General features: G+C 64.3%; 24 protein-coding genes and 1 pseudogene. 24 read left to right on the forward strand and 1 reads right to left on the reverse strand.

Annotation, left to right across the window (positions count from 1 at the left end; translation table 11 throughout):
* The 4 genes and pseudogenes from B8115_RS13055 to B8115_RS13070 all read left to right on the forward strand — a co-directional run.
* Window positions 1-1,770: pseudogene (locus B8115_RS13055) on the forward strand (hypothetical protein); the annotation flags it as partial.
* Between the two features lie 138 nt (window positions 1,771-1,908).
* Complete coding sequence (locus B8115_RS13060; protein WP_010628256.1) at window positions 1,909-2,457, forward strand: murein L,D-transpeptidase family protein; 549 nt, start codon at window positions 1,909-1,911, stop codon at window positions 2,455-2,457.
* A 61-nt stretch (window positions 2,458-2,518) separates the two neighbouring features.
* Window positions 2,519-3,301 carry a hypothetical protein gene (locus tag B8115_RS13065; protein ID WP_141638589.1) on the forward strand — a complete coding sequence of 261 codons (783 nt, stop codon included), beginning with the start codon at window positions 2,519-2,521 and terminating at the stop codon, window positions 3,299-3,301.
* 87 nt (window positions 3,302-3,388) lie between these two features.
* Window positions 3,389-3,694: an MTH1187 family thiamine-binding protein gene (locus B8115_RS13070; protein ID WP_010628258.1), complete on the forward strand. Its 306-nt coding sequence runs from the start codon at window positions 3,389-3,391 to the stop codon at window positions 3,692-3,694.
* A 33-nt stretch (window positions 3,695-3,727) separates the two neighbouring features.
* On the opposite strand, the gene B8115_RS13075 is transcribed toward B8115_RS13070, so the two are convergent.
* On the reverse strand, window positions 3,728-4,663 hold the full coding sequence (locus tag B8115_RS13075) for a LysR family transcriptional regulator ArgP (RefSeq protein WP_010628259.1): 936 nt from the start codon (window positions 4,661-4,663) through the stop codon (window positions 3,728-3,730).
* A gap of 94 nt (window positions 4,664-4,757) precedes the next feature.
* Between B8115_RS13075 and B8115_RS13080 the strand changes: the two genes are divergently transcribed.
* The 20 genes from B8115_RS13080 to B8115_RS13175 all read left to right on the forward strand — a co-directional run bounded on the left by B8115_RS13080 (window position 4,758) and on the right by B8115_RS13175 (window position 25,778).
* Entirely contained in the window at window positions 4,758-5,366 is a 609-nt protein-coding gene (locus B8115_RS13080) for a LysE/ArgO family amino acid transporter (RefSeq protein ID WP_010628260.1), read from the forward strand.
* Between the two features lie 266 nt (window positions 5,367-5,632).
* Window positions 5,633-6,733, forward strand: a complete 1,101-nt coding sequence (hppD, locus tag B8115_RS13085; RefSeq protein ID WP_010628261.1) for a 4-hydroxyphenylpyruvate dioxygenase — start codon at window positions 5,633-5,635, stop codon at window positions 6,731-6,733.
* A gap of 164 nt (window positions 6,734-6,897) precedes the next feature.
* Window positions 6,898-8,358, forward strand: a complete 1,461-nt coding sequence (locus tag B8115_RS13090) for a sodium-dependent transporter (protein WP_010628262.1) — start codon at window positions 6,898-6,900, stop codon at window positions 8,356-8,358.
* Window positions 8,359-8,430: 72 nt separating this feature from the next.
* On the forward strand, window positions 8,431-8,820 hold the full coding sequence (locus B8115_RS13095) for a septal ring lytic transglycosylase RlpA family protein (protein ID WP_010628263.1): 390 nt from the start codon (window positions 8,431-8,433) through the stop codon (window positions 8,818-8,820).
* Window positions 8,821-8,895: 75 nt separating this feature from the next.
* Window positions 8,896-10,593, forward strand: a complete 1,698-nt coding sequence (locus B8115_RS13100) for a sensor histidine kinase (RefSeq protein ID WP_010628264.1) — start codon at window positions 8,896-8,898, stop codon at window positions 10,591-10,593.
* A gap of 23 nt (window positions 10,594-10,616) precedes the next feature.
* Window positions 10,617-11,363: a response regulator gene (locus B8115_RS13105; protein ID WP_010628265.1), complete on the forward strand. Its 747-nt coding sequence runs from the start codon at window positions 10,617-10,619 to the stop codon at window positions 11,361-11,363.
* A gap of 164 nt (window positions 11,364-11,527) precedes the next feature.
* Window positions 11,528-12,529 (forward strand): tripartite tricarboxylate transporter substrate binding protein, encoded by a 1,002-nt coding sequence (locus B8115_RS13110; RefSeq protein WP_010628266.1) that lies wholly within the window; start codon window positions 11,528-11,530, stop codon window positions 12,527-12,529.
* 121 nt (window positions 12,530-12,650) lie between these two features.
* Window positions 12,651-13,133: a tripartite tricarboxylate transporter TctB family protein gene (locus B8115_RS13115; protein ID WP_010628267.1), complete on the forward strand. Its 483-nt coding sequence runs from the start codon at window positions 12,651-12,653 to the stop codon at window positions 13,131-13,133.
* 19 nt (window positions 13,134-13,152) lie between these two features.
* Entirely contained in the window at window positions 13,153-14,643 is a 1,491-nt protein-coding gene (locus B8115_RS13120; RefSeq protein ID WP_010628268.1) for a tripartite tricarboxylate transporter permease, read from the forward strand.
* A gap of 399 nt (window positions 14,644-15,042) precedes the next feature.
* Window positions 15,043-16,332, forward strand: coding sequence for an urea ABC transporter substrate-binding protein (gene urtA, locus B8115_RS13125; protein ID WP_370542920.1), 1,290 nt, complete (start codon window positions 15,043-15,045; stop codon window positions 16,330-16,332).
* 74 nt (window positions 16,333-16,406) lie between these two features.
* On the forward strand, window positions 16,407-18,110 hold the full coding sequence (gene urtB / locus B8115_RS13130; RefSeq protein WP_234254598.1) for an urea ABC transporter permease subunit UrtB: 1,704 nt from the start codon (window positions 16,407-16,409) through the stop codon (window positions 18,108-18,110).
* A 3-nt stretch (window positions 18,111-18,113) separates the two neighbouring features.
* Window positions 18,114-19,256, forward strand: coding sequence for an urea ABC transporter permease subunit UrtC (urtC, locus tag B8115_RS13135; protein WP_010628271.1), 1,143 nt, complete (start codon window positions 18,114-18,116; stop codon window positions 19,254-19,256).
* On the forward strand, window positions 19,253-20,092 hold the full coding sequence (gene urtD, locus B8115_RS13140; RefSeq protein ID WP_010628272.1) for an urea ABC transporter ATP-binding protein UrtD: 840 nt from the start codon (window positions 19,253-19,255) through the stop codon (window positions 20,090-20,092). The genes urtC and urtD overlap by 4 nt, the downstream gene beginning before the upstream one ends.
* On the forward strand, window positions 20,092-20,790 hold the full coding sequence (gene urtE / locus B8115_RS13145; protein ID WP_010628273.1) for an urea ABC transporter ATP-binding subunit UrtE: 699 nt from the start codon (window positions 20,092-20,094) through the stop codon (window positions 20,788-20,790). Before urtD ends, urtE begins: the two co-directional genes overlap by 1 nt.
* A 227-nt stretch (window positions 20,791-21,017) precedes the next feature.
* Entirely contained in the window at window positions 21,018-21,911 is an 894-nt protein-coding gene (locus B8115_RS13150) for an urease accessory protein UreD (protein WP_010628274.1), read from the forward strand.
* 17 nt (window positions 21,912-21,928) lie between these two features.
* Window positions 21,929-22,231, forward strand: coding sequence for an urease subunit gamma (locus B8115_RS13155; RefSeq protein ID WP_010628275.1), 303 nt, complete (start codon window positions 21,929-21,931; stop codon window positions 22,229-22,231).
* A gap of 10 nt (window positions 22,232-22,241) precedes the next feature.
* Window positions 22,242-22,562 carry an urease subunit beta gene (locus tag B8115_RS13160; RefSeq protein WP_010628276.1) on the forward strand — a complete coding sequence of 107 codons (321 nt, stop codon included), beginning with the start codon at window positions 22,242-22,244 and terminating at the stop codon, window positions 22,560-22,562.
* Complete coding sequence (gene ureC, locus B8115_RS13165; protein WP_010628277.1) at window positions 22,559-24,268, forward strand: urease subunit alpha; 1,710 nt, start codon at window positions 22,559-22,561, stop codon at window positions 24,266-24,268. The genes B8115_RS13160 and ureC overlap by 4 nt, the downstream gene beginning before the upstream one ends.
* A 249-nt stretch (window positions 24,269-24,517) precedes the next feature.
* A complete protein-coding gene (gene ureE / locus B8115_RS13170; RefSeq protein WP_010628278.1) occupies window positions 24,518-25,066 on the forward strand; it encodes an urease accessory protein UreE in 549 nt (182 codons plus the stop codon).
* The gene (locus tag B8115_RS13175; RefSeq protein ID WP_010628279.1) at window positions 25,044-25,778 is read left to right on the forward strand and encodes an urease accessory protein UreF; all 735 of its coding nucleotides are present in this window, start codon (window positions 25,044-25,046) and stop codon (window positions 25,776-25,778) included. The genes ureE and B8115_RS13175 overlap by 23 nt, the downstream gene beginning before the upstream one ends.
* Window positions 25,779-25,823: the final 45 nt, after the last annotated feature.

Below are 25,823 nucleotides of genomic sequence, written 5' to 3' on the forward strand. Positions count from 1 at the left end.
ATATCGCGAGCCGAACTCGAGCGGCACCTGAGCGAGGCGAGTGAGCGACTGGCCGCCGCCGAGGAGCAGCGCGAGACGCTCAAGCGTCAGGTCGAAGAGAGCGAGGCCCAACTGCGCGGCATCTTCAGCGACGGCGAGCGCGACCGCCTGCGCGCCCTGGCGCGTTTCGAAGCCGAGGGCGGCGTCGATTTCATGGCCACTGCCGCCGAGATGCAGGAGGAACTGGAGGCCGCTCAGGCTCGGGCGACCCGCCGTGCCGACTTCGACTTCACCCGCATTCGCGCCTATCTGGAGGTGCGCGATGCCGCCGGCGGCAGCCAGAAGCTCGAGCGCGAGATCGCCCGGGTGCGGCGCGAGCTGGGTGAGCTGCGCGAGACGCGCAAGGCCCGTGGGGAAGAGCGCGACGCCCTGGAAGCACGCCTGGCCGAGCAGCGCCGGGCGCTGGCCTGCATCGATCAGCTGGCGGTGGAGTGGCTGCGGGTGCTGCGCGACCTGCCCGAGGGCTGGCCGCGGCGTCTGGCGGCACTGGTCGATCTCGCCGAAGCCAGCCGCTGGCCCGGAGAGGCGGACGAGCACGCGGCGCGCAATGCCGCCCTCGATGCCTGGCACGACATGGTCGCAAGCGAAAGGCAGGGCGAGCTCGACATCGAAGCGCTGGAAGCCTGTCAGCAGACCCTGGTCGATGCCTTGGGCGAACTCAACCTGGGCGAGCAGGCGCGCAACCGCGAACGCCAGGCGCGCCAGGTCGAGGGCGGCGAGCGCAAGCTGGCCGAGGCCCTGGCCGAAGCAGCACACAGCCGCATGTTCAGCGACACCGAGCGCGCCCGCCTGGCCGGGCTGACGCATGCCAACGCCGAGGCGCTGGACGATCTCTCGCGCCTGCACGACCAGCTTGCCGGTCAGCTCGACGACCACAAGATACGGGTCGAACGGTTGCATGCCTCTCGCGAGCAGATCGAAGGCACCCTGGTGGAGCGTCTCAGCTCGATCATCTCGGATGCCGCCGGCAACCTCGACATCCTCAAACGCGTGGCCAAGAGCAGCGGCGAGGGCGGCGCCTTCTTCGAGGTCAAGGCCTCGCTGATCGGCCCCGACCAGCTGCGCGAGCTGATCGCCACGCTGCTGGCCGACATCGACGAGCACCAGGCCGCCATGCGCCGCCGCGCCGAGCGCGACGGTGGCATGGTCGACGGTGAGGCACGCCGCCGCGACGACGACCTGCTGCGCCAGATCCGCCGGCGCATCTACCGCGGGTTGTTCCACGACGTGGCGATCCGCCTCAAGCACGACGCCATCCGTCCTCACGGGCGGCTGTTCTCGCTCAACGAGGAGATGTCGGAGGGCCAGCGCGAGGCGGTATCGCTGATGTGGCTGGTCAAGCTCTCCGAGTTCGCCATCGAGCGCGAGCTGCGCGAACTGCCGGGGCATCACCGTCGCCGCGCCCGCACCAGCCGCGAGAGCGTGATCCTGCTCGACGGCTTGTTCTCCAAGCTCTCGCACCGCCGCCTGATCCAGGACTCGCTGGAGTCGCTGCGCAACACCCGCGGCCGCTTCCAGATGATCGGCCTGATCCACAACCCCAACTACGAGAACGACCCCGACATCTTCCCCACCTACCTGGTGGGCAGCGTGATCGGCGGCGCTCAGGGGCAGGGCGGCCACGTGATGGTGCGCGATGGCCGTATCGCCGCGCCGGAATCGCTGGGCCGCAGCGTCGGCGAGGCCAGCCTGTTCGGCATCCACGTCAGCGAGCCGGCGACCCAGGAGTAAAGCGAACCGGCTCTCTGCTGAACGAGCCAGGCCAGGAAAGCCCTGGCCTGGCTCGAACGGGAGCGACTAAGAACGACGCGAGTGGTGGTGAGGGAATGGTTCAGGCGAACTCCCTGGCCAATAAAAAAGGGGCATGTCATGTTGCGCACCTTGCTGTATATGGGCGGCTTGCTGGTCGTCCTGTTCTTAGGTTTCAGCCTCTACGGCAAGGCGGCGCCGCGATTTTTCCCGCCAACCGTGCCTGACATGGCGCCGCCCAGTCAGCGTGCGGACGCCGTCCAGGTCATCAAGTCCGAGCGTGTCATGCGGCTGCTGCGGGAAGGAGAGGTCATTGCGGAATACCGCATTGCGCTTGGTGCCAGCCCGGAAGGACACAAGCAACAAGAGGGCGATCAACGTACGCCCGAAGGTGAATACATCATCGACTGGCGTAACCCACGCTCGATTGCCCATCTCTCACTGCATGTCTCCTATCCCAACGAACATGATCGAGCGGTAGCGCATGAGCTCGGTGTCTCCCCGGGTGGCAACATCATGATCCACGGCATACTGAATGGTTGGGGCTGGCTTGGAAGGCTGCACCGCTACTGGGACTGGACGGATGGCTGCATAGCGGTTACCAATCGGGAGATGCGGGAAATATGGTCACTCGTCCCCAATGGTACTCCGATAAGCATAAATAAATAATACTATGAGGTGCAGTGCTGGGGGTGGGAATGCAGGCGTATGGAGAAGGGGAGGCTGGTGAGTGAATAATGCATATACTGCATTGCTCGATATGTTGAAGTGCCCACCGACGAAGGATAGCTACCGGTTTGAGCCTTCACAGTTTTCTGCGAGTTTGGCTAACCAAGTTGACTTCGATGGGCTTCTTCTCGATCCGTTTCGTCAACGCTCCCTTGGTTTCGCCGGTGCGGCTGGGGAAGATGATGAGTCGCCATTCGAGATTTTGCTGAATTACCCCTCGGTGGAGTGGTATGGGCTGCCGGAAAGCTGGCAGAAAATGGGGTTGTGGCTGCTGCATCTGCTCTTCAGTGGCAGGGAGTGGGCGGGGTTGAATTTGACCCACCCTCGAAATTCTCTAAAACAGTTATACGTGATATGCGACCGCATGGTTCATCATCGCCATTACTTTCTCAAGACTGAAGCTCCACCTCGCTATATCTCCTTCAAATACAGCCCCAAGGAGGTCGATCGCCACCCGTTGAGTCATGATTCGCGAGCACTGGAGGAAATCGACTTTCCCGGCTTCTATTTCGGTTGGTCGGACCAAGAGGCACGCCATCGGCGCAGGCGTGCCGAAGCCGATCAGCTCATCGTAGCGACAACGCCTGAGGGGTTATGTGAACTTGCCTCGTTGCTTCTTGATTTCGGACGCGAGGACCAAAGTCAGGGAGAAATCAATCTTGAGGCTCCTGTGCTAGCCCATGGCAGCGTGGAAGCTCGCTTCTGGCGGCCGGGAAGTTTTGCTTTCCCTGAGGAAAGCCTCGATCACGTTTACATCCGCCCACCAGATGACAAGACTGTATGACAGAGTGCCAGTGATGTCCTGTCGTGCTCATTGATGTGCCGGTTACGAATATCTTGATTTGGTGAATTGTAGAAGGAGCGTCTTGCCATGCACGTCATCATCGATCTCTGCGTCGTCCCGCTGGGAGTGGGCGTGTCGGTCTCGCCGCAGATCGCCGCCTGTCAGCGGGTGATCGAGGCCTCGGGCCTGGAACACAACATGCACGCCTACGGCACCAACATCGAGGGGCCGTGGGATGAGGTGATGGCGGTGGTCAAGCGCTGCCACGAGGTGGTGCACGAGATGGGTGCGCCGCGTATCACCACCACCATCAAGCTGGGTACCCGCACCGACCGCGAGCAGTCCATGGCCGACAAGGTTTCGAGTGTCGAGACCAAGCTGCGTAACGGTTGAGCGCTTCGTTCCTCGCCGTGCAGACCGTGGCGCTTATATCTTGGAGAGCGGCGTAAGCCAGGCATCGCCGAGGCGCAGCAGGTGGTCGGTGAGGGTGTCGAGCACCTTGCCGCCCTGGCGCCAGTGGTGCCAGTAGAGCGGCACGTCGATCACCTGGCCCGGCGAGAGATCGATCAGCCGGCCCTCGGCCAGGTGTGGTCCCGCGTCGATCTCCTGCAGCCGGCCCTCGCTCAGTTCGCGCTGGGCCTGACGCTCCGGCACCATGCCGTAGCCGAGTCCGGCCAGGGCCAGGCCGACGAAACCCTCCGAAGAAGGGCAGAGGTGATGGGGGAAGGGCGGCTCCACACCGTGCATGGCCAGGTAGCGATGTTGCAGGCGGTCGTCGGGGCCGAACACGATGGCCGGCGCCCGGCGCAGCGCCTCCGGGGTTACGCCATCGCCGAAATGGCGTGCCACGAAGCTGGGGCTGGCCAGGGCGCGATAGCGCATGCTGCCGAGTGGGTGGCTGCGTGCGCCTTGCACTGGCGTGGGCGAGTCGCAGATGCAGCCGGCCACGTCACCGTCGCGCATGCGCTTTAACGCCACCTCCTGATCCTCCACTACCAGATCGAACAGCACGGGATGACGCTCGCAGAAGCGTCCGATGGCCTCCGGCCACCAGGTAGCCAGGCTGTCGGCGTTGATCGCCAGGCGCAGGCGCTGCTCGCCGCTGCCGAGCGCCGGCACCTCGCCGAGCAGGTCGCCTTCCAGCAGCAGTACCTGCTGGGCATGGTTGAGCAGCTTCCGCCCCAGCGGGGTGGGCGCGAGGCGTGGGCTGCGCACCAGCACCGGCTGGCCCAGGCGCGCCTCGAGCAGCTTGATACGCTGCGACACCGCTGATTGCGTGAGCCCCAGATATCGCGCGCCGCGTTCGAAACCGCCTTGATCGATCACCGCCACCAGCGCCTCGAGCAGTTTGTAGTCGAGCATCAGTAATGCTTATTCCCTAGTTGTTTTATTCATTTCTCTAATTATGGCAGAGAGCTTAGCCTTGGCGGCATCGACTTGCCAGGGAGAAAAAACGATGTGGTTGTCATGGCTCAACGGGTTGCTGATCTGCGCCGGGCTGATCGTCGCCATCGGTGCCCAGAATGCCTTCGTGCTGCAGCAGAGCCTGCGCCGGCAGCATGCCTGGCTGGTGGCCGGGGTCTGTGCACTGTGCGACTGGCTGCTGGTCGGTGTCGGCGTGCTGGGCCTGGGCATATTGATCGCCCAGCAGGAGACGCTGATGGAAGTGGCGCGTTGGGCCGGTGCCGCCTTCCTGGCCTGGCAGGCATCGCTAGCGTTTCGTCGGGTCTTCATCGGCCAGGCGCTGGTAGCGGGTGGCGGCGGCATCCAGTCGTGGCAGGCCGCTCTGGCGGCAACGCTGGCGGTGACCCTGCTCAATCCGCAGGTCTATCTCGAAACGGTGGTACTGCTCGGCGCCATCGGCGCGGTGCAGCCGAGTCCGCTGGGTTTCTTCATCGGTGCGGCGATGGCTTCATTCGGCTGGTTCTTCGGTCTGGCCGCGGCAGCGGGTTGGCTGGCGCCACGGCTGGCCAGTCCGCGAGTGTGGCGCGCCATCGACCTGGTGATCGGGCTCATTCTGGCCTGGGTGGCGTGGAGGTTGGCGAGTGGCTCCATGATGCCTTAGTGGCTCCGGTGTAAAGAGGGCTTTACGCCCTGTCACGATATCGCACCGCCCGAAGTGCGCTGTCGCCGCACCTGGATCGGCTGTAAGGGTTCTTTTACATGGCGCAGGCGAGTTATCCCCAGCGGGCGCTGCCAAAGGCGCTCGCCGGGCGTTTCTCGGGGAGAGGGCGCGCACTAGTCTGGAGTCACCAGTCGGCACCTCGAGGGGTGCCGAACCCGACGCAGACACTGCGCTTGCACAACAATGTCCACCCCCTGGAGGAAACAATGAACGCACCCGCCAAGACCGTTTCACCGATTTCACAAGACAATCCGATCGGTACCAACGGCTTCGAGTTCGTCGAGTACAGCGCCCCCAGCGCCGAAGGTATCGAGGAACTGCGTGCGCTGTTCAATCGCATGGGCTTCACCGAGACGCGCAAGCACCGCTCCAAGCAGGTGTTCCTGTTCCAGCAGGAGAACGTCAACTTCGTGCTCAACGCCGAGCCCGACAGCCATGCTGCCGAGTTTGCCAAGGTGCACGGCCCCTGTGCCTGCGCCATGGCTTGGAAGGTGGCCGATGCCAAGCAGGCCTTCGAATACGCCCTGGCCCACGGTGCCGAGGCGGTGGAGAACCCGATCGGCCCCGGTGAGGTGGGCATTCCCGCGGTGCGCGGCATCGGTGGCTCGCTGCTCTACTTCGTCGACAACAAGGTCGACAGCGAAGGACGCACCATCTACGACATCGACTTCGAGCCGATTCCCGGCCGTTCGCCCAACGACAACAGCGTGGGCCTGAAGGTGCTTGATCACCTAACCCACAACGTCGACCGCGGCCAGATGGACGTGTGGGCCGATTTCTACACCGAGATCGCCAACTTCCGCGAGAACCGCTACTTCGACATCAAGGGCAAGAAGACTGGCCTGCACTCCCGTGCCATGACCGCGCCCTGCGGCAAGATGCATATTCCGATCAACGAGTCCGCCGACGACACCTCGCAGATCGCCGAATTCCTGCGCGAGTACAACGGCGAGGGCATCCAGCACCTGGCCATGGCCACCGACGACATCTATGCCACGGTGCGCGGCCTGCGCGCCAACGGCGTGACCTTCCTCACCACCCCGGACACCTACTATGAGAAGGTCGATTCTCGCGTGCCCAACCACGAAGAGAACGTCGAGGACCTGCGCGAGCTGAGCCTGCTGATCGACGGCGGTCCGGACGAAGGCGTACTGCTGCAGATCTTCACCGAGACCGTGATCGGTCCGATCTTCTTCGAGATCATCCAGCGCAAGGGCAATGACGGTTTCGGCGAGGGCAACTTCAAAGCCCTGTTCGAATCCATCGAAGAGGATCAGATCCGGCGCGGCGTTCTCAAGGCCGACTGATCCACGCCACGGCTCCCGCCCCATCGGACGGGAGCCGTTTTTTTATCTGTCCTCAGGCAGATGTCATGGAATTACAATGCTAGACAATAAATGACGTTGCAAACCTGACAATATGGCGGGCATATTGCTGCGTCCGCGCGATAACAACTCCCCCTGGTGACACGATGACGACTACCCAACAACCTCGCGCTCAGTGGCTGGGCCGCTGGGGCTTCGTGCTGGCGGCGACCGGCTCTGCCGTCGGCCTGGGCAATATCTGGAAGTTTCCCTATATCACCGGCGAGCACGGCGGCGGCGCTTTCGTGCTGGTCTATCTGGCCTGCATCCTGGCGGTGGGCGTGCCGGTTATGATGACCGAAATCGCTTTCGGTCGGCGCGGCCGCGGCAGCCCCATCGATGCGGTACGCCGCGTGGTGACGGAGTCGGGGCGTTCGCCGCTGTGGTCGTTGCTGGGTTGGATGGCGATGCTGGCCGGCTTCATGATTCTTTCCTTCTACGTGGTGGTGGCCGGCTGGTCGTTCTCCTATCTGTGGAAGATGGTGACCGGCCAGCTCATCGGCAGTGGCGTGGACGACATGGTGGCGATCTTCGTCGCCAATAACGAGAACCCCTTCAACCTCGGGTTCTGGAGCACCCTGGTGACGCTGCTGACCATGCTGATCGTGGGCAAGGGGGTACAGGCGGGCATCGAGCGCAGCGTCAGCTGGATGATGCCGGGTATGGTCATCATGCTGCTGATACTGATCGGTTACGGCATCTTCTCCGGCGGCTTCGGCGAGGCCTGGCGTTTCCTGTTCTCGTTCAACGCCGGCAGCTTGACCAGCGACGGCATGCTGGCCGCCCTGGGCCATGCGTTCTTCACCCTGTCGCTGGCCTCGGGGGCCATCCTCACCTACGGCAGCTATCTGCCGTCGCGTACCTCCATCGCACGCACCACCTTCAGTGTGGCAATCGCCGATACCCTGGTGGCGCTGATGGCGGGGCTGGCGATCTTCCCCATCATCTTCGCCAACGGCATGAACCCCGGCGAGGGGCCGGGCCTGATCTTCATGAGCCTGCCGCTGGCGTTCCAGGCCATGCCGCTGGGCACGCTGTTCGGCATCCTGTTCTTCGTCATGCTCTCCATGGCGGCGCTGACCTCGTCGATCTCCATGGTCGAGGCCACCGTCTCCTGGCTGGTGGACAACAAGGGCATCAGCCGGCGTACGGCGGCCTGGGGCACCGGGCTCGTGCTGTGGCTGGTGAGCACCCTGGCGATGCTGTCGTTCAATCTGGGGGCGGACTGGGCCCTGGCCGGCCGCCACTTCTTCGACTGGCTGGACTACCTCACCTCGCGCTGGATGATGCCGCTGGGCGGCCTGGGCATGGCGCTGCTGGCCGGCTTCGTGCTGAAGAGCGAGAGCTTCCGCGAGGAACTGGGCCTCTCGGCCCACTGGCATGCACTGTGGCTGTTCATGGTGCGCTACGTCAGCCCGCTGGGCATTCTGGTGATCTTCGTCGATGCGTTGGGTATCGCGCGTCTGGAGTTCGGCATGCACTGGCCCTGGCTGCTGGGCGTGCTGGCGCTGGTCACCCTGCTCGGTGAGCTGGTGAGCCCAAGGCTGCGGCGCACCCTGGCCGGCTGAGTGCTTGCCTGTCGTCGAGCTTGGAGCTAATGTCGGGCCGGTTCGTTGGGAACGTCCTGCGAGGTGAGAGAGATGATGAGAGTCGCGCTCGTGTTGTTCATGTCCGTGCTGATCGCCGGCTGTGCCGGGCGCGGCGGCGGGCAGGGCGAGCGCGTCTCGGCACCGTCCGGCTGGAACGGTGAGCAGGGCCAGGCATCGTTCTATGCCGACCGCTATCACGGCCGCCAGACCGCCAGCGGTGAACGCCACGACCGCAATGCACTGACGGCGGCCCACCGCAGCCTGCCGTTCGGCACCCATGTGCGCGTCACGCGACTGGACAACGGTCGTGAGACGGTGGTGCGCATCAACGACCGCGGCCCCTTCGTACGCGGCAGGGTCATCGACGTCTCGCGCCGCGCGGCGGAGGAACTCGACATGATCGGACCCGGTGTGGTGAACGTGCGCCTGACGCCGGAGTGAGCGAGCCCGGCCGGCGGATGCCTCGGCCGTCCAGCCATGCGACAATGACGCTTTCGTTCACGTCGGGCTTCGCTCATGTCATCCCCGCGCAGTGAATCCATTGCCGAGTTACAAGGTCTGCGTCGCGGCCGGGCGCGGCGCAACTGGCTGACGCGCAGCTTTCGCCTGCAGGTGATGTTGCTGGTAGGTGTGCTGCTCGCCGCCATGCTGCTGGCCCAGGGCGCCTATCTCAATCATCGCAAGGGCGAGATCATCAGCCACCAGATGGGCGAGCGCGCGTTGGCCGTGGCGCTCAGCGTGGCCAGCATCCCCGAATTGATCGCCGCTTTCGACGACCCCGATCCCAGCGCCACCATCCAGCCCATCGCCGAACGCATCCGCCGCGAAACCGGAGCCCGCTACGTGGTGGTGGGCAATACCGAGAGCCTGCGCTACTCCCATCCCTTGCCGGAGCGCCTGGGCGAGTCCATGGTCGGCGGCGACAATGACCGGGCACTGCTGCACGGCGAGTCCTACGTCTCCGAGGCGGTCGGCTCGCTGGGCAAGGCGATGCGCGGCAAGACCCCGGTATTCGATGCCGAAGGCAACATCATCGGCATCGTCTCGGTGGGCTTCATGCTCGACCGCGTGGCCATGGACGTGGTCGAGCACACCAGCCTGGGGTGGTGGCTGGTGGCGCTGATGATCGTGTTCGGCTTCGCCGGTGCCTACCTGCTCTCGCGCCATCTGAAGAAGGTGATTCTCGGCCTGGAGCCCTACGAGATCGCGCGGCTGGCGATGGAGAAGGAGGCGATCCTGCAGTCGATTCACGAGGGGATTCTGGCGGTGAACCGCGAAGGGCAGATCACCCTGGTGAATCAGCAGGGCCGGCGCTTCCTCGGTCTGCCACCTGAGGAAGAGGTGCTGGGGCGGCCGATCCAGGAGCTGGTGCCCAACTCGCGTCTCTCCGAGGTGCTGGAGCGGGGCGAGCGGCAGTTCGATCAGGAGATGTGGCTGGGCGATCATCCCGTGGTGGTGAACCGGGTGCCGATCGTCGACGCCGGCGAAGTGGAAGGGGCGGTGGCGACGTTCCGCAGTCGCCGCGAGATCGTCGAGCTCTCCGATGCACTGAGCGCTGCCAGCCGCGACGTGGACATGCTGCGCGCCCAGGCCCATGAGTATTCCAACAAGCTCTACACCATTTCGGGCATGCTGCAGCTCGACAGAGTCGAAGACGCCCTGGCCCTGATTCACCAGGAGAGCGAGCGTCAGCAGGCCCAGATGACTTTCCTGATGAAGCACGTGGCCGACCCGGTGGTCAGCGGCACGCTGCTGGGCAAGCTGACCCGGGCGCGGGAGCTCGACGTACATCTCGAGATCGACGAGCAGAGTTCGCTCTCCACCGCGCTGACCCTCACCGGCCAGGAAGTCGTCATGACGGTGATCGGCAACCTGATCGACAACGCCTTCCATGCGGTGCGTCAGGGTGGGGCAAAGGGGCAGGTGCGGCTGTTCTTCACCGATCTCGGTGAACAGGTGCTGATCGAAGTGGAGGACAACGGCCCCGGCGTGCCGCCCGAACACGTCGAGGCGATCTTCAAGGAAGGTTTTTCCACCAAGCCCGGCAAGCACCGCGGCATCGGTCTGGCGCTGGTCAATCGTCTGTGTCGCGAACATGGTGGAGCGATCACGCTGGAGGAAAGCGAACTGGGCGGTGCCTGTTTCACGGTGGTGCTCTCTCGCTCTCTGTGTCGCACCGTGCAGCCGGCGCAAGCCGACCACCCATTATCATAATGCCAAGATTTATGGGGGAGAGAATGTACGAGGCAGGCTCGACGCCTGAAGAATACGGCATCCTGATCATCGAAGACGATTTTCGCATCGCCGAGATACATCGTGCCTTCATCGAGCAGAGCCAGGGCTTCCGAGTCGTGGGGATGGCTCGCAGTGGCGCCGAAGCGCGTGAGCTGATGGCGCAACACGCAGTAGAGGTCCATCTGGTGCTGCTGGATGCCTACCTGCCCGATGTGGAAGGGCTGGAACTGCTATGGGCGCTGCGCCGGGATCATGTGCACGTGGATATCGTCATGATCACCGCGGCGAGGGAGGTCGATACCATTTCCGAGGCGCTGCGCGGGGGAATCTTCGACTACCTGATCAAGCCGGTCGAGGCGGCGCGCATGGCGCAGATGCTGGCTCGCTTTCGTCGTGAGCGCGAAGCCTTGGCGGCACGTCACGAGCTCAATCAAGAGGAACTCGACCGGGTACTGGCCAGGCTGCGACCGGAGGGGACGTCGGGTAGTGCCGCGCGTAGCCTGCCCAAGGGCATCGATCGTCTGACGTTGCGTGCCGTGGTGGCGGCGCTGGGCAGCGCCGGCAAGCCTCTGGCGGCCATGGACGTGGCACGTGCCATGGGGGCGAGCCGTTCCACTGCACGACGCTATCTGGAATTTCTGGTGTCGGTGCAGGTAGTTGGCGCAGAACTGGGCTACGGTGATGTAGGGAGACCTGAAAGACGCTACCGCCTGGTAGGTGATGCGGCGGCCTGGTGCGAAGAGGGCTGAGGGTGGTAGGGCGCCCCGTGAGCAAAATGAACAAAATGCTCACAACGAACAATTTATCGTTTATGCCCATAAACTTGCCGCTTCGTATCTGGTTCTTCTAACGTTCAACCTGTACGTGGGCATCAGACCCGCTGTCACAACAAGATCCTATCCAGGAGAACGCCATGACTGCCAAGCAACACCTCACCCGTTTCAGTGCCATCGTGCTGCCGCTCGCTGCGGTGGTGGGCATGAGCAGTGCGGCTCAGGCCGACGAGTGGACCCCGACCCGCAATATCGAGTTCATCGCCCCGGCCAACCCCGGCGGCGGCTGGGACACCTTGGTGCGCACCACCTCCCGCGTCATCCAGGAAGAGGGGCTGGCCGAGCGCAGCTTCGGTGCCATCAACGTACCGGGCGGCGGCGGTGCGGTGGCCTGGGCCCAGATCGCCCGTGACAGCGGCAACCCGCACAAGCTGTTCGCCACCAGTCCGCCGATGATTCTGGTGCCGCTGGCCGGTGCGTCCCGCTACGACCACACCAACTTCACGCCTATTGCCAGGCTGATCACCGATTACTCCATCGTGCTGGTGCGCAACGACTCTCCCTACGAGGATCTGCCGTCGCTGATCGAAGCCATGGAACAGAATCCCCAGCTCAGCGTCGGTGGCGGCAGCGCCCCGGGCTCCATGGACCACATCTCCATGGCCGGTCTGGCGGCGGCGGCGGGTCTGAACGCTTCCGACGTCAACTACATCCCGTTCTCTGGCGGTGGCGAAGCCATGACCAGCCTGATGGGCGGCCACGTGCAAGCGGTGATCACTGGTGCCGGCGAAGCCTCCGGTCAGCTCGGCGAGAACAGCCAGATCCGCGCGCTGGGCGTATCCGCCCCCGAGCGTCTGAGTGGTGCTCTGGCGGAGGTGCCGACCTACCAGGAGCAGGATATCGATTACACCTTCGATATCTGGCGCGGCGTGATGGGCACCCCGGACATGCCGGCCGAGGCGGTCGCCTACTACGAAGATCTGTTCGCTCAGATGCTCGAGACTGACGGCTGGCAGCAGGCTCGCGACCAGTTGGGCTGGATCGATGCCTATCAGGACAGCGAAGAGTTCGGCACTTTCCTCGATGAGCAGAAAGAGCAGTTCAGCACCATTCTGGGCGACCTCGGCCTGCTGGGCGAATAACCCACCAACGCTTCGCGATTTTCGCTTCCCGGGTCCGGGCCTCGCCTAGCGAGGTCCGGGCATTCTCGAACGCCAAGAACTTGGGCGCTGCTCACGCGGTGGTAGCCCGGGACCGACTCCCATGACACGACTCAACTCCAACCAGGTCATTGCTCTCTTGCTGGCGCTGCTGTCGGTAGGTTATCTGGCCATGGCCTGGCAGATTCCCTCCTTTCCGCTGCCGCGCCCGATCGATTCCGACCTCTTCCCCAAGGTGCTTGGCTTCACGTTGCTGGGGCTTTCGGTGCTGCTGTTTCTCGAGAAACCCAAGGCCAAGGACGTGCCGGAAGCGCTGGATCCCAATGAACTTCAGCAGCCATTGCTGCTGCGGCCCTGGGCGCGTGTGGTGGTCACGGCCATCGCTCTGGCGCTCTACGCATTGCTGCTGGTGCCGGTGGGCTTCGTGTTAACTTCCGTCGCCCTGGTCTTCGGGCTGGCGGCTTACTACGGCTACCGTCGCCACTGGGTCAATCTGGCCACGGCGCTGGGCGTGGTGCTGGGGCTCTATCTGACCATGACGCGCATCATGGGCGTTTATCTACCCACCGGCGTGCTGCCGATCTGACTGGCCGGAGAGTGAGCCCATGGAAGCTTTCAATAATCTGATGTACGGCTTCAGCATCGCGCTGGAGCCGATCAATATCCTCTACGTCTTTGCCGGCGTCTTTGCCGGTACCATCATCGGCATGCTGCCGGGTCTGGGGCCGATCAGCGCCCTGGCGCTGATGATTCCGCTGACCTTTGGCATGGAGCCGTCCTCGGGCCTGATCCTGATGGCGGGGGTTTACTACGGTGCGATCTTCGGCGGCTCGACCTCGTCGATCCTGCTCAATGCCCCTGGCGTGGCAGGTACGGTGGCGACCTCCTTCGACGGCTATCCCATGGCCAAGCAGGGCATGGCGGGCAAGGCGCTGGCCATTGCCGCCTACGCGTCGTTCATTGGCGGCACCGTTTCCATCATCTTCCTGATGCTGGTGGCGCCGTTGCTGGGTCGGGTAGCGGTAAGCTTCGGCCCCGCCGAATACTTCTCGTTGATGGTGCTGGGCCTTACCGCAGTGGTGTCGCTGTCCGACAAGTCGCTGATCAAGGGACTGATCGCTGCCGTGGTCGGGGTGATGATCTCGATCATGGGTATCGACCTGCAGACCGGTACCGAGCGTTTCACCTTCGGCACCGTGCATTTGCTGGATGGCATCGACTTCCTGGTCGTGGCGCTGGGTATATTCGCCCTGACCGAGGTGTTCTTCATGCTGCTCAGAGGCGGTGGTGGCAAGGAGCAGCCGCGCAATGCCATCGGCTCGCTCAAGCTGTCGAAGTCGGAAGTGAAGGAGATCGCGGCACCGATCGGCCGTAGCTCGATCCTGGGTTTCTTCACCGGTGTGCTGCCGGGGGCTGGCGCCACCATCGGCTCCTTCCTGGGCTATAGCATGGAGAAGCGTCTGGCCAAGGATGGAGACACCTTCGGCAAGGGCAACATCAAGGGCGTAGCGGCGCCGGAGTCGGCCAACAACGCGGCTTGTACCGGCTCCTTCGTGCCACTGCTGACCCTGGGCGTGCCCGGCTCCGGCTCTACCGCGGTGCTGCTGGGTGCGCTGCTGGTGATGGGTGTATCGCCCGGTCCGGCCATGCTGGTGGACCGTCCTGACGTCTTCTGGGGCGTGGTGGCGAGCATGTACCTGGGTAACATTTTCCTGCTGGTGCTCAACCTGCCGCTGATACCGCTGATCGCCAAGATCCTCGACATGCCTCGACCGTTGCTGCTGTCGCTGATCCTTATCTTCTGCATGCTTGGTGTCTACGGCATGAGCTTCAGCGTCTTCGATCTGCTGCTCCTGCTCGGCTTCGGCCTGTTGGGGCTGGGCATGCGCCTGTTCGGCTTCCCGGCCGCTCCGCTGATCTTGGCGCTGATTCTCGGCGACATCATGGAGGAGTCCATGCGCCGGGCGCTGCAGATCTCCGGCGGTGACTGGTCGATCTTCATCGACAAGCCGATTTCCATGTGGCTGCTGATCATTGCCGCGCTGTCGCTGACTCTGCCGCTGATCAAGCGCATGATGGCACGCCGCAGCGTCTGACAACCCGAACCTTCCTGCCTTTGAAACGGGGGTGCCGAGCGATCGGCGCCCCCGCTTTCGTTTCCGCTTCTTCCCACTGCACCGCCATGGTGCTTCGTGGTGGTGCAGCCGCTCCGTCGCGGCGCGTTCATGGCGCCCAAAGCTGCACGTCTGAGGTGCGTAGGTGATTCATTTTTACTTGGCAGCTTTGTGCAACTAAATGTCACGCAAAGAATTTTTAGAGCTTGCCGCATCATGGCGCACGCTTTGCAACGACAGGATGCCTAGCGCTGTGTAGCCAATGCCGGCTGCACATGATCCCTCACAACAAGTCCCTCCCTCAGAGGGCGCAAGGAGGTTCGCTTGAACGCTTCCCGACGCATCATGCCTTTCCCGTTTCGTTCCACCACCCTGGCTCTGATGGCAGCGGTTTCCCTCGCGTCCGCCAGTCAGGCCCTGGCCGAGGAAGGCCCCATCAAGGTGGGCATCCTGCACTCGCTATCCGGCACCATGGCCATCAGCGAATCGACCCTTAAAGATACCGTGGAGATGCTGATCGCGCAGCAGAACGAGCAGGGCGGTCTGCTGGGACGTCAGCTCGAAGCTGTGGTGGTGGATCCGGCCTCGAACTGGCCACTGTTCGCCGAGCGGGCTCGTGAGTTGCTCGAACAGCACCAAGTGGATGTGGTCTTCGGCAACTGGACCTCGGTATCGCGCAAGGCGGTGCTGCCGGTGTTCGAGGAGCTCAACGGTCTGCTGTTCTACCCCGTGCAGTACGAGGGTGAGGAGTCTTCCGAGAACGTCTTCTACACCGGGGCGGCCCCCAACCAGCAGGCCATTCCGGCCGTGGACTACCTGATCAACGAGATGGGAATCGAGCGCTTCGCGCTGCTCGGCACCGACTACGTTTATCCGCGTACCACCAACCGCATCCTCGAGGCCTACCTCAAGGAAGAGCACGGCGTGGCGGATGACGACATCATGATCAACTACACCCCCTTCGGGCACAGCGACTGGCAGAACATCGTCGCCGAGGTGCGTCGCTTCGGCAGCGAGGGCAAGCCCACCGCGGTGGTCTCCACCATCAACGGCGACGCCAACGTGCCGTTTTACCGTGAGCTGGGCAACCAGGGCGTGGACGCCGGCGACATCCCCGTCATCGCCTTCTCGGTGGGTGAGCAGGAACTGACCGGTGTCGACACTGCACCGCTGGTCGGCCATCTGGCCGCCTGGAACTACTTCATGAGCGTGGACACCGATGCCAACTACGACTTCATCGACGCCTGGATCGAGTGGACCGGCGACGAAGAGGCGGTGACCAACGATCCGATGGAGGCCCATTACATCGGCTTCAACATGTGGGCCGAGGCGGTACGCAAGGCAGGCACCACCGATCCCGATGCCATCAAGGACGCCATCATTGGCGTGGTGGTACCCAATCTCTCCGGCAGCTATGCGGCGATGATGCCCAACCACCACATCACCAAACCGGTGCTGATCGGTGAGATCCAGGACAACGGCCAGTTCGACATCGTATGGCAGACGCCCTCCACGGTTGCCGGCGATGCCTGGTCCGATTACCTGCCGGGCTCCCGCGATCTGATGGCCGATTGGCAGGCGCCGATGCGCTGCGGCAACTTCAATGTCGCTACCGGTCGCTGTGGTGGCAGCACGGCGGCCGAAGAGGCCGAAGCGGCGCTCGCCGAGTAAGCAGTACCCCGCCCCCCGCTGCCCAAGTGCAGCGGGGGAGCACGCCTTCTCCATCGTTTCCGAGGAACGCTCCGATGAGATACCCCCCCATGCTTGGGCCAGCGACGGCCGGGGCGAGGGCCGGCACCGATGCCGCCGAGGATGAACGTACCTCCCAGAGCCGGGGCTCATGGCTGCTGGCTCTCGCTCTGAGCCTCGTGCTGGTGCTCGGCCTCTCCATCACGACCCCCGCTGCGGCCCAGGAAGCCGCGCCGAACGACGATGTCGCCGCCATGACGCTGCTCGAGGCGCTGGATGTCGATTCGTTTCCCGCCAAGGGCGATGCCATCGATGCCATCGTGCACAGCGACGATCCCCGCGCCCGCGACTGGCTGCAGGCGCTGCTCGACGGCCGCCTGCAGCGCGCCGGTGACGGCCGCTTCGTGGTGGTGCTGGACAATACCGGACGTGACTGGCCGGTACAGGATGCGCTGAGCGGTGAGCCGCTGGGCCAGATGTCTCGCCGCGAGCTGGACCGCATCGGCATCAACAACGCGCTGCGTAACCAGCTGCGCAGTGCCATTGCCGTGGTCGATCTCTACGCCGCCGACGTCGGGCTGCGCCGCGCTTCCGCCGAGCGTCTGCTGGGTGAAGTCGATGGCGATCTGGCCGGTCCGCTGGCCGAGGTAATTGAAGAGGAGCCTGATGCGCGGGTGCGCGGACGCCTGGTTCAGGCACTGGCAATTTACCGTCTCGAACAGGGTGAGCTCGAGGCCATAGACGATCTGCAAGGCAGCCTGCACTCCCGGGTACGTGTGGCCCTCAACCGTGCCACCAACGGCGACGATCCGATCGTGGCCGACGCCGCCCGAGAGGCATTGAACGGCATCGAACAGATGCTCAAGGTCAACCGCGCCGCCGAGACGCTCTACTTCGGCCTTTCGCTCGGCTCGGTGCTGGTGCTCGCCGCCATCGGCCTGGCCATCACCTTCGGGGTGATGGGGGTGATCAACATGGCCCACGGCGAGCTGATCATGCTGGGCGCCTATACCACCTGGGCCATGCAGCAACTGCTACCCGGTCAGCCGGGGCTGGCCCTGATACTGGCGATTCCCGCCGGGTTCATGGTCGCGGCGCTGGCGGGTATCGCCATCGAGCGCGGCGTCATTCAGTTCTTGAAAGGGCGGCCGCTGGAAACGCTCCTGGCCACCTTCGGCATCAGTCTGATCCTGCAGCAACTGGTGCGCACCGGTATTTCACCGCTCAACCGTACCGTGATCACACCGGAGTGGATGAGCGGCTCCATCGCCGTCAACGATGCGCTCTCTCTGACGCTCAACCGTATGTATGTGCTCGGCTTCGCCCTGGTGGTGTTCGCTGCACTGATGCTGATCATGCGCCGTACCCGCCTGGGGCTCGAGGTGCGGGCGGTGACCCAGAACCGCGCCATGGCGCGCTCCATGGGCATCCGCGCCACCCGAGTCGACATTCTCACCTTTGCCCTGGGTTCCGGAGTGGCGGGGCTGGCCGGCGTTGCGCTCAGCCAGCTCACCAACGTGGGGCCCAACCTGGGCCAGAACTACATCATCGACTCCTTCATGGTGGTGGTGTTCGGCGGCGTCGGCAATCTGTGGGGCACCCTGGTGGCGGGCCTCTCGCTGGGCGTGATCAATCAGGTTCTCGAACCCTGGGCCGGGGCCGTGATGGCCAAGATCATCGTGCTGGTGTTCATCATCCTGTTCATTCAAAAGCGCCCCCGCGGACTCTTCCCGCAGAAGGGCCGGGCGGCGGAGGGCTGATCCATGGATTCTTCTCGACTCTGGTTGCTACGGCCGTTCGGTGAGCGCTCGACGCTGATCTTTCTCGGCGTGCTGCTGGCCGCCATGACGCTGGTGACGTTGCTGCATGTGGCGCTGCCACCGGGGCATCCCCTCTATGTCAATGCTTATACCGTTAACTTGTTCGGCAAGTATCTGAGCTATGCGCTGCTGGCGGTGGCGGTGGATCTGGTATGGGGCTATCTCGGTATCTTGAGCCTCGGGCACGGCGCCTTCTTCGCTCTGGGCGGCTACGCCATGGGCATGTACCTGATGCGTCAGATCGGCGACCGCGGCGTCTATGGCCACCCGGTGCTGCCCGATTTCATGGTGTTCCTCAACTGGGACAGTCTGCCGTGGTACTGGCTGGGCTTCGACATGGCCTGGTTCGCCTTTTTGATGGTGCTGCTGGTGCCGGGAGCGTTGGCGCTGGTGTTCGGATTCCTGGCATTCCGTTCGCGGGTCACCGGGGTCTACCTGTCGATCATCACCCAGGCGCTCACCTTCGCCCTGATGCTAGCCTTCTTCCGCAACGAGATGGGCTTCGGCGGTAGCGACGGTTTGACCGACTTCCGTGAGTTATTGGGCTTCAACCTGCGCAGCAGCGAGACCCGGCTGGGCCTGTTTCTGGCCTCAGGCGTGGCGCTGGCGCTGGGCTACGTGCTGTGTCGGGCCATCGTCACCAGCAAGCTGGGTCGGGTGTGTGTGGCGACCCGTGATGCCGAGGCTCGCACGCGCTTCCTCGGCTATCGGGTCGAGCGCTTCCAGCTGTTCGTGTTCGTGGTTTCGGCCATGCTGGCGGGGCTTGCCGGGGCGCTCTACGTGCCTCAGGTCGGCATCATCAACCCCAGCGAGTTCTCGCCGCTGTTCTCCATCGAGATCGTGCTGTGGGTGGCCCTCGGCGGACGGGCGACGCTCTACGGGGCAGTGATCGGGGCGATACTGGTCAACTACGCCAAGACGGTATTCACCGGGGCGATGCCGGACGCCTGGCTGTTCGCCCTGGGCGGACTCTTCGTGCTGGTCACGGTGTTCCTGCCCAAGGGCGTGGCAGGGCTGCTGGCGCTCAGGCTACGCCGCCGTCGCGACGCTGACGGTTCGTTTTCCGGCAAGGAGGCATCGGCATGAGCATTCTGCGTTCCCTGGCCAGCCGTGATCGGGTATTCGATTTTCTGGTGCCCGCGGAGTCGCCGGTAGACGTGCGGCACGGGCCGATCCTCTACCTGGAGGATGTGACGGTCAGCTTCGACGGCTTCAAGGCGATCAACGATCTCAACCTGACCATCGACGACGGCGAGCTACGCTGCATCATCGGACCCAACGGCGCCGGCAAGACCACCATGATGGACATCATCACCGGCAAGACCCGGCCCGACAGCGGCCAGGTGTGGTTCGGCAGCCGTCACGACCTGCTGAGCATGAACGAGCCGGATATCGCCAGTCTCGGCATCGGCCGCAAGTTCCAGAAACCGACGGTGTTCGAGGTGCTCACGGTGTTCGAGAACCTGGAGCTGGCGATGGCCGCCGACAAGCGCATCCTGCCCACGCTCACTGCGCGCATGAACGGTGAGATACGTGATCACATCGACGAGGTGCTGGAGATCATCGGCCTGAAGGCGCTGCACGCCCGCCCGGCGGGCATTCTTTCCCACGGCCAGAAGCAGTGGCTGGAGATCGGCATGCTGCTGATGCAACGACCGCGTCTGCTGCTGGTGGACGAACCGGTGGCCGGCATGACCGAGCAGGAGATGGAGCGTACCGCCGAACTGCTCACCGGGTTGGCGGGAAAACAATCTGTTGTCGTGGTCGAGCACGATATGGGTTTCGTGCGCTCCATCGCGCGCAAGGTGACGGTGCTGCATCAGGGCAGCGTACTGGCGGAGGGCAGCATGGATCAGGTCTCCAGTGACCCACGGGTGATCGAAGTCTACCTCGGCGCCGAAGTCGAGGAGGAGACGCTCTAATGCTGGCAATCGACAAGCTCAACCAGTTCTATGGCGAGAGCCACACCCTGTGGGATCTCGACCTGGCCGTGCCAGCGGGGCAGTGCACCTGCGTGATGGGCCGCAACGGGGTGGGCAAGACTACCCTGATGAAGGCCATCATGGGCGAGGTGAAGGTCTCCTCTGGCAGCATTCGCTATGCCGATGATGTGGAGCTGACCAAGCGTCGGGTGGAAGATCGCTCGCGTCTCGGGATCGGCTACGTGCCCCAGGGGCGGCAGATTTTTCCCTTGCTGACCGTGGAGGAGAACCTGCGCACCGGTCTGGCGGCTCGCGGAGATGGTCGACGCACCATTCCGGAGCGCATCTATGAGCTCTTCCCGGTGCTCAAGGAGATGGAGCACCGCCGGGGCGGGGATCTCTCCGGCGGCCAGCAGCAGCAGTTGGCCATCGGTCGTGCCCTGGTGATCGAACCCCGCTTGTTGATCCTCGACGAACCGGGCGAGGGCATTCAGCCCAATATCGTCACCCTGATCGGCGAGGTGATTCGCAAGCTGATCGAGGAGGACGGTCTCACCGTGCTGCTGGTGGAGCAGAAGCTGCCTTTCGCTCGTAAGTACGCCGACCGTTTCGTGATCATGGATCGCGGCAGGCCGGTGGCCAAGGGGGAGATCGCGGAACTCTCCGATACGCTGATCAAGGAACACCTGACGGTATAGGGCGGCTGTGACGACGACTGCACCAGAAAGGTGCTATTAGCGACAAGGGCGCGCGAGATTGGTGCGAAATTACTGATCTGACGCACCAAAAAGAGTCGGTGGGACGTGTATACGCCCCGCCGAATTTTTTATAAGGCATTGTTTATAAAAGCGTGTCGGGGCGATTCACCAAGCTGGTACGTCCCTTGCTGAAGGGTTGGTCAGACACGCCATGCCATGAGCCGCCAATGACCGCTTTCGCCACCTCTGCTTTCGCCAAGCCAGCAACGCACTCCGGCCATCGCTTCGATGCCGAGCGTCACTGGGCGGCGTCGCTGGCGCTCGGCTTTGACTGCCGCGATGGGCGCACGCGTATGGTCGAGGCGTGCCACCGCGGCCCGCTGCGGGTGCAGCGGCCTTTCTATCCGGAAGGGCGAGATGGCGCCTGCCACGTTTACCTGCTGCACCCGCCCGGCGGGTTGGTCAGCGGTGATGCCTTGAGCATCGCCGCGCGGGTCGAGGCGCAAGCCCATGCGCTGCTGACCACGCCGGCCGCCAACAAGCTCTACCGGGCCGACAGCCACGGCGTGGCGTGGGAACAGCGCACCAGCCTGAAGGTATCGCCGCACGGCATTCTCGAATGGCTGCCCCAGGAGACCATCGCCTTCGATGGCTCGCGGGGCATGCAGGAGACGCTCATCGAACTCGACGCGGGCGCACGCTGCCTGGGCTGGGAAGTGCTGGCGCTGGGCCGGCCGGCGAGCCGGCTGCCCTATGTATCGGGACGCATCGATCAGCGCTTCCGGCTGTTTCGCGATGGCAAGCCACTGTGGCTGGAGCGCCAACCGCTTGACCCGGCACATCCGCGCTTTGCCGGTCGCTGGGGCCAGGGTGGCGCCAGCGTGCAGGCCACCCTGTGGGCCGTGGGTCTCGCCGACGAACCCGCAGCCATCGAGGCGCTGCGCGATGCGATAACGGCGAGCCCGCGCTGGGCGGTGACCGTGCGCCACGGCGTGCTGTTGTTGCGTTACCTGGGTCATGAACGCAACGAAGCCTGGGAGATCTGCCGGCAAGCCTGGGCCTGCCTGAGGCCACTGCTGATCGGTGTGCCCGCTCATCCGCCCCGTATCTGGTTCACCTGACTCACCAGGAGAGACGCATGGAACTGACCCCGAGAGACAAGGACAAGCTGCTGCTGTTCTCCGCCGCCCAGTTGGCCGAACGACGCCGGGCACGCGGCCTCAAGCTCAACTATCCCGAGGCCGTGGCGCTGATCAGCTTCGAGATCATGGAAGGCGCGCGCGATGGGCGCAGCGTGGCCGAGCTGATGAGCTACGGACGCGAGATCCTCGGCCGTGACGATGTCATGGACGGGGTGGCCGAGATGGTGCACGAGGTGCAGGTCGAAGCCACGTTTCCTGACGGAACGAAACTTGTGACGGTGCATACACCGATTGTCTAAGGAGCCATCCATGATTCCCGGTGAGTATCAATTACAGGACGGCGAGATCGAGCTCTGCGCCGGGCGCGAGCGGATCACGCTGGAGGTGGCCAATACCGGCGACCGGCCGATCCAGGTCGGCTCCCACTATCATTTCGCCGAGACCAACCCGGCACTGGTCTTCGACCGTACGAGGGCGCGCGGCTTTCGCCTGGACGTGGCGGCGGGCACGGCGATTCGCTTCGAGCCGGGCCAGACCCGTGAGGTTACGTTGATCCCCTTTGCCGGCAGTCGCCATATCTACGGTTTCCGCGGCGAGGTAATGGGATCGCTTGAAGGAGGTGAGGCATGAGCACCAGCATCAGCCGGCAGGCCTATGCCGACATGTACGGCCCCACCGTAGGCGATCGCGTGCGCCTGGGCGACACCGAGCTGTGGATCGAGGTGGAGCGCGACGCCACCCACTATGGCGAAGAGGTTAAGTTCGGCGGCGGCAAGGTGATTCGCGACGGCATGGGCCAGAGCCAGCGCGCCGACGCCACGGTGATGGATACCGTGATCACCAACGCCCTGATCCTCGACTGGTGGGGCATCGTCAAGGCCGATGTGGGCATCCAGGCGGGCCGTATCGCGGCCATCGGCAAGGCGGGCAACCCCGACACCCAGCCCGATGTGGAGATCGTCATCGGCCCCGGCACCGAGGTGATCGCTGGTGAGGGCAAGATCCTCACTGCCGGCGGCATCGACGCGCACATCCATTTCATCTGCCCGCAGCAGGTGGAAGAGGCGTTGATGAGCGGCATCACTACCATGCTTGGCGGCGGCACCGGACCTGCCACCGGCAGCAATGCCACCACCTGTACGCCGGGCGCCTGGCACATCGGTAGGATGCTGCAGGCGGTGGACGAGCTGCCGATGAACGTCGGCCTGCTTGGCAAGGGCAATGCCAGCTTGCCTGAGGCACTCGAGGCGCAGATCGAGGCCGGGGTGATCGGCCTCAAGCTGCACGAGGACTGGGGCACCACCCCGGCTTCCATCGATACCTGCCTGGGTGTGGCCGAAAGGTACGACGTGCAGATTGCCATTCATACCGACACCCTCAACGAGTCGGGCTTCGTCGAGGATACCCTGGCCGCCTTCAAGGAGCGCGGCATCCACACCTATCACACCGAGGGCGCCGGTGGCGGCCATGCGCCGGACATCCTGATTGCCTGTTCCAAGCCCTACGTGCTGCCGTCGTCGACCAACCCGACGCGGCCCTACACGATCAACACCATCGACGAGCATCTCGACATGCTGATGGTGTGCCACCACCTCGACCCGAACATTCCCGAGGACGTGGCCTTCGCCGACTCGCGCATCCGTCGCGAGACCATTGCCGCTGAGGACATCCTGCAGGACATGGGGGTGATCTCGATGATCGCCTCGGACTCCCAGGCCATGGGGCGGGTGGGGGAGGTGGTGTGTCGTACCTGGCAGACCGCGCACAAGATGAAGGTGCAGCGCGGGCTGCTGCCGGAGGACGAGGCGCTCGGCGCCGATAACTTCCGCGCCCGGCGCTACATCGCCAAGTACACCATCAATCCGGCGATCACCCACGGCATCGCCCATGAGGTGGGCTCCATCGAGGTGGGTAAGCTGGCCGATCTGGTGCTGTGGAGCCCGGCCTTCTTCGGCGTCAAGCCGGCGCTGATCCTCAAGGCGGGCATGATCGCGGCGGCGCCGATGGGCGATCCCAATGCCTCGATCCCCACGCCGCAGCCGGTGCACTACCGCCCCATGTTCGGCGCCTTCGGCCGGGCGGCGAGCCAGAGCCGCGTGAGTTTCGTCAGCCAGGCGGCACTGGACGCCGGCATCGGGGAGAAGCTGGGGTTGCAGAGCCCGCTGGTGGCTTGCAAGAACGTGCGCGGGGTGCGCAAGAGCGACATGAAGCTCAACGACGCCTGCCCCGAGCTCAGCGTCGATCCGCAGACCTACGAGGTGCGCTGTGACGGCGAGCTACTGACCTGTGAGCCGGCCACCGAGTTGCCATTGGCGCAGCGCTACCACCTGTTCTGAAGCATTCGAGGATGACGCCATGCTCGCAACCCCGCGCTCACCACGCCACGCGCCCGAAACCCTGGCATCCCGGCCGGACTCCTGCGGTCGGAAAGACGGCACATCCCTGTGCCGGCTTTCCTCGATCTTCATCCATGAAGATCGCCCGCATCGTCTCGCCCGGACTGCCAGCGGTCGCGCGAGGTGGTTCGGCGGGGTGCGGCCTGGCGCCAGGCTGGCCCAGGACCTGAACTCAACGAGGCAATAGCAATGCTGAAACTGATCGAACGCCTGGGACCCGTCGAGGGGCGCCAGGCCAGCGACACCCTCACGCTGCCCTATGAGCTGCGCATTCGCGGTCGGCTCAAGGCGGTGAGCGACTCCGGTCACGAGCTGGGGCTGTTTCTCGACCGTGGCCCGGTACTGCGCCATGGCGAGGGGCTGCGCGCCGAGAGCGGCGAGATCGTGCGGGTCAGGGCTGCCGACGAGCCGGTGGTGACCGCCCGGGTCGAAGCGGGCTTGCCCCTGGCGCGGCTCGCCTACCACCTTGGCAATCGTCACGTGCAACTGGCGCTGGGCGAGGACTGGCGAGGTGGTTACGTGCGCTTCCCACCGGATCACGTGCTGGAAGAGCTGGCCGAGTTGCTGGGAGCGAGTCTGGAGCGGCATGAGGCGTCTTTCGATCCCGAGCCAGGCGCCTACAACCAACTCGGCCATTCACACGCTCATGGTCACGACCACGACGACCCCAGTCATGGCCATGACCACGACCATGACCATAGCCATAACCACGGCCATGGGCATCACCATGCCCCGTGAGGCGACACCCGTGAATGTCACGGCCCAGAGCGACGATCTGGCGCTGCTGGGACTGCTGCAATTGGTCAGCCCGGCGCTGCCGATCGGGGCCTTTGCCTTCTCCCAGGGGCTCGAGAGCGCTTTCGAGCTGGGCTGGGTAGATGACGAAGAGAGCCTCGGTGACTGGCTGGAAGGCGTGCTCGATGATGGCCTGACCCGCTGCGAGCTGCCGGTACTGGCGCGCCTGCAGCACGCCTGGGCAGAGCAGGATGTCGAGGCGATAGCGCAGTGGGATGGCTGGCTGGCCGCCAACCGCGAAACTGCCGAGCTGGCCGCCGAGGATTCGCGCTTGGGTGCTTCGCTGGCTCGGTTGCTGGGCAGCCTGGGGCTGTTGCCCGCTGAGTTGCCGAATGGGACTCCCGCGCTGCCGGCCGGGGCAGGCTACGTGACGGTTTTTGCCTGGGCCGCTCAGGTGCGTGGGGTGGCGCCACGCCAGGCCATGCTCGGCTTCGCCTGGGCCTGGTTGGAGAACCAGTTGGCAGTGGCCTGCAAGGCGCTGCCGCTGGGGCATACCGCTGCCCAGCGCCTGATCGAGCGGCTGCGCCCGGCGCTGGTAGCCGCGGTGGATGCAGCAATCGAGCTCGATGACGACGAGCTCGGCCCGGTGCTGCCTGGGCTGGCACTGGCCAGCGCGTTGCACGAAACGCAGTACTCGAGGCTGTTTCGGAGTTGATTGTGATGGTCAGCCAGCCAGTCCGCTGCGCTCACCACACCACGC

Source organism: Halomonas sp. KM-1 (genome assembly GCF_000246875.1).
Taxonomy (GTDB): Bacteria; Pseudomonadota; Gammaproteobacteria; order Pseudomonadales; family Halomonadaceae; genus Halomonas; species Halomonas aerodenitrificans.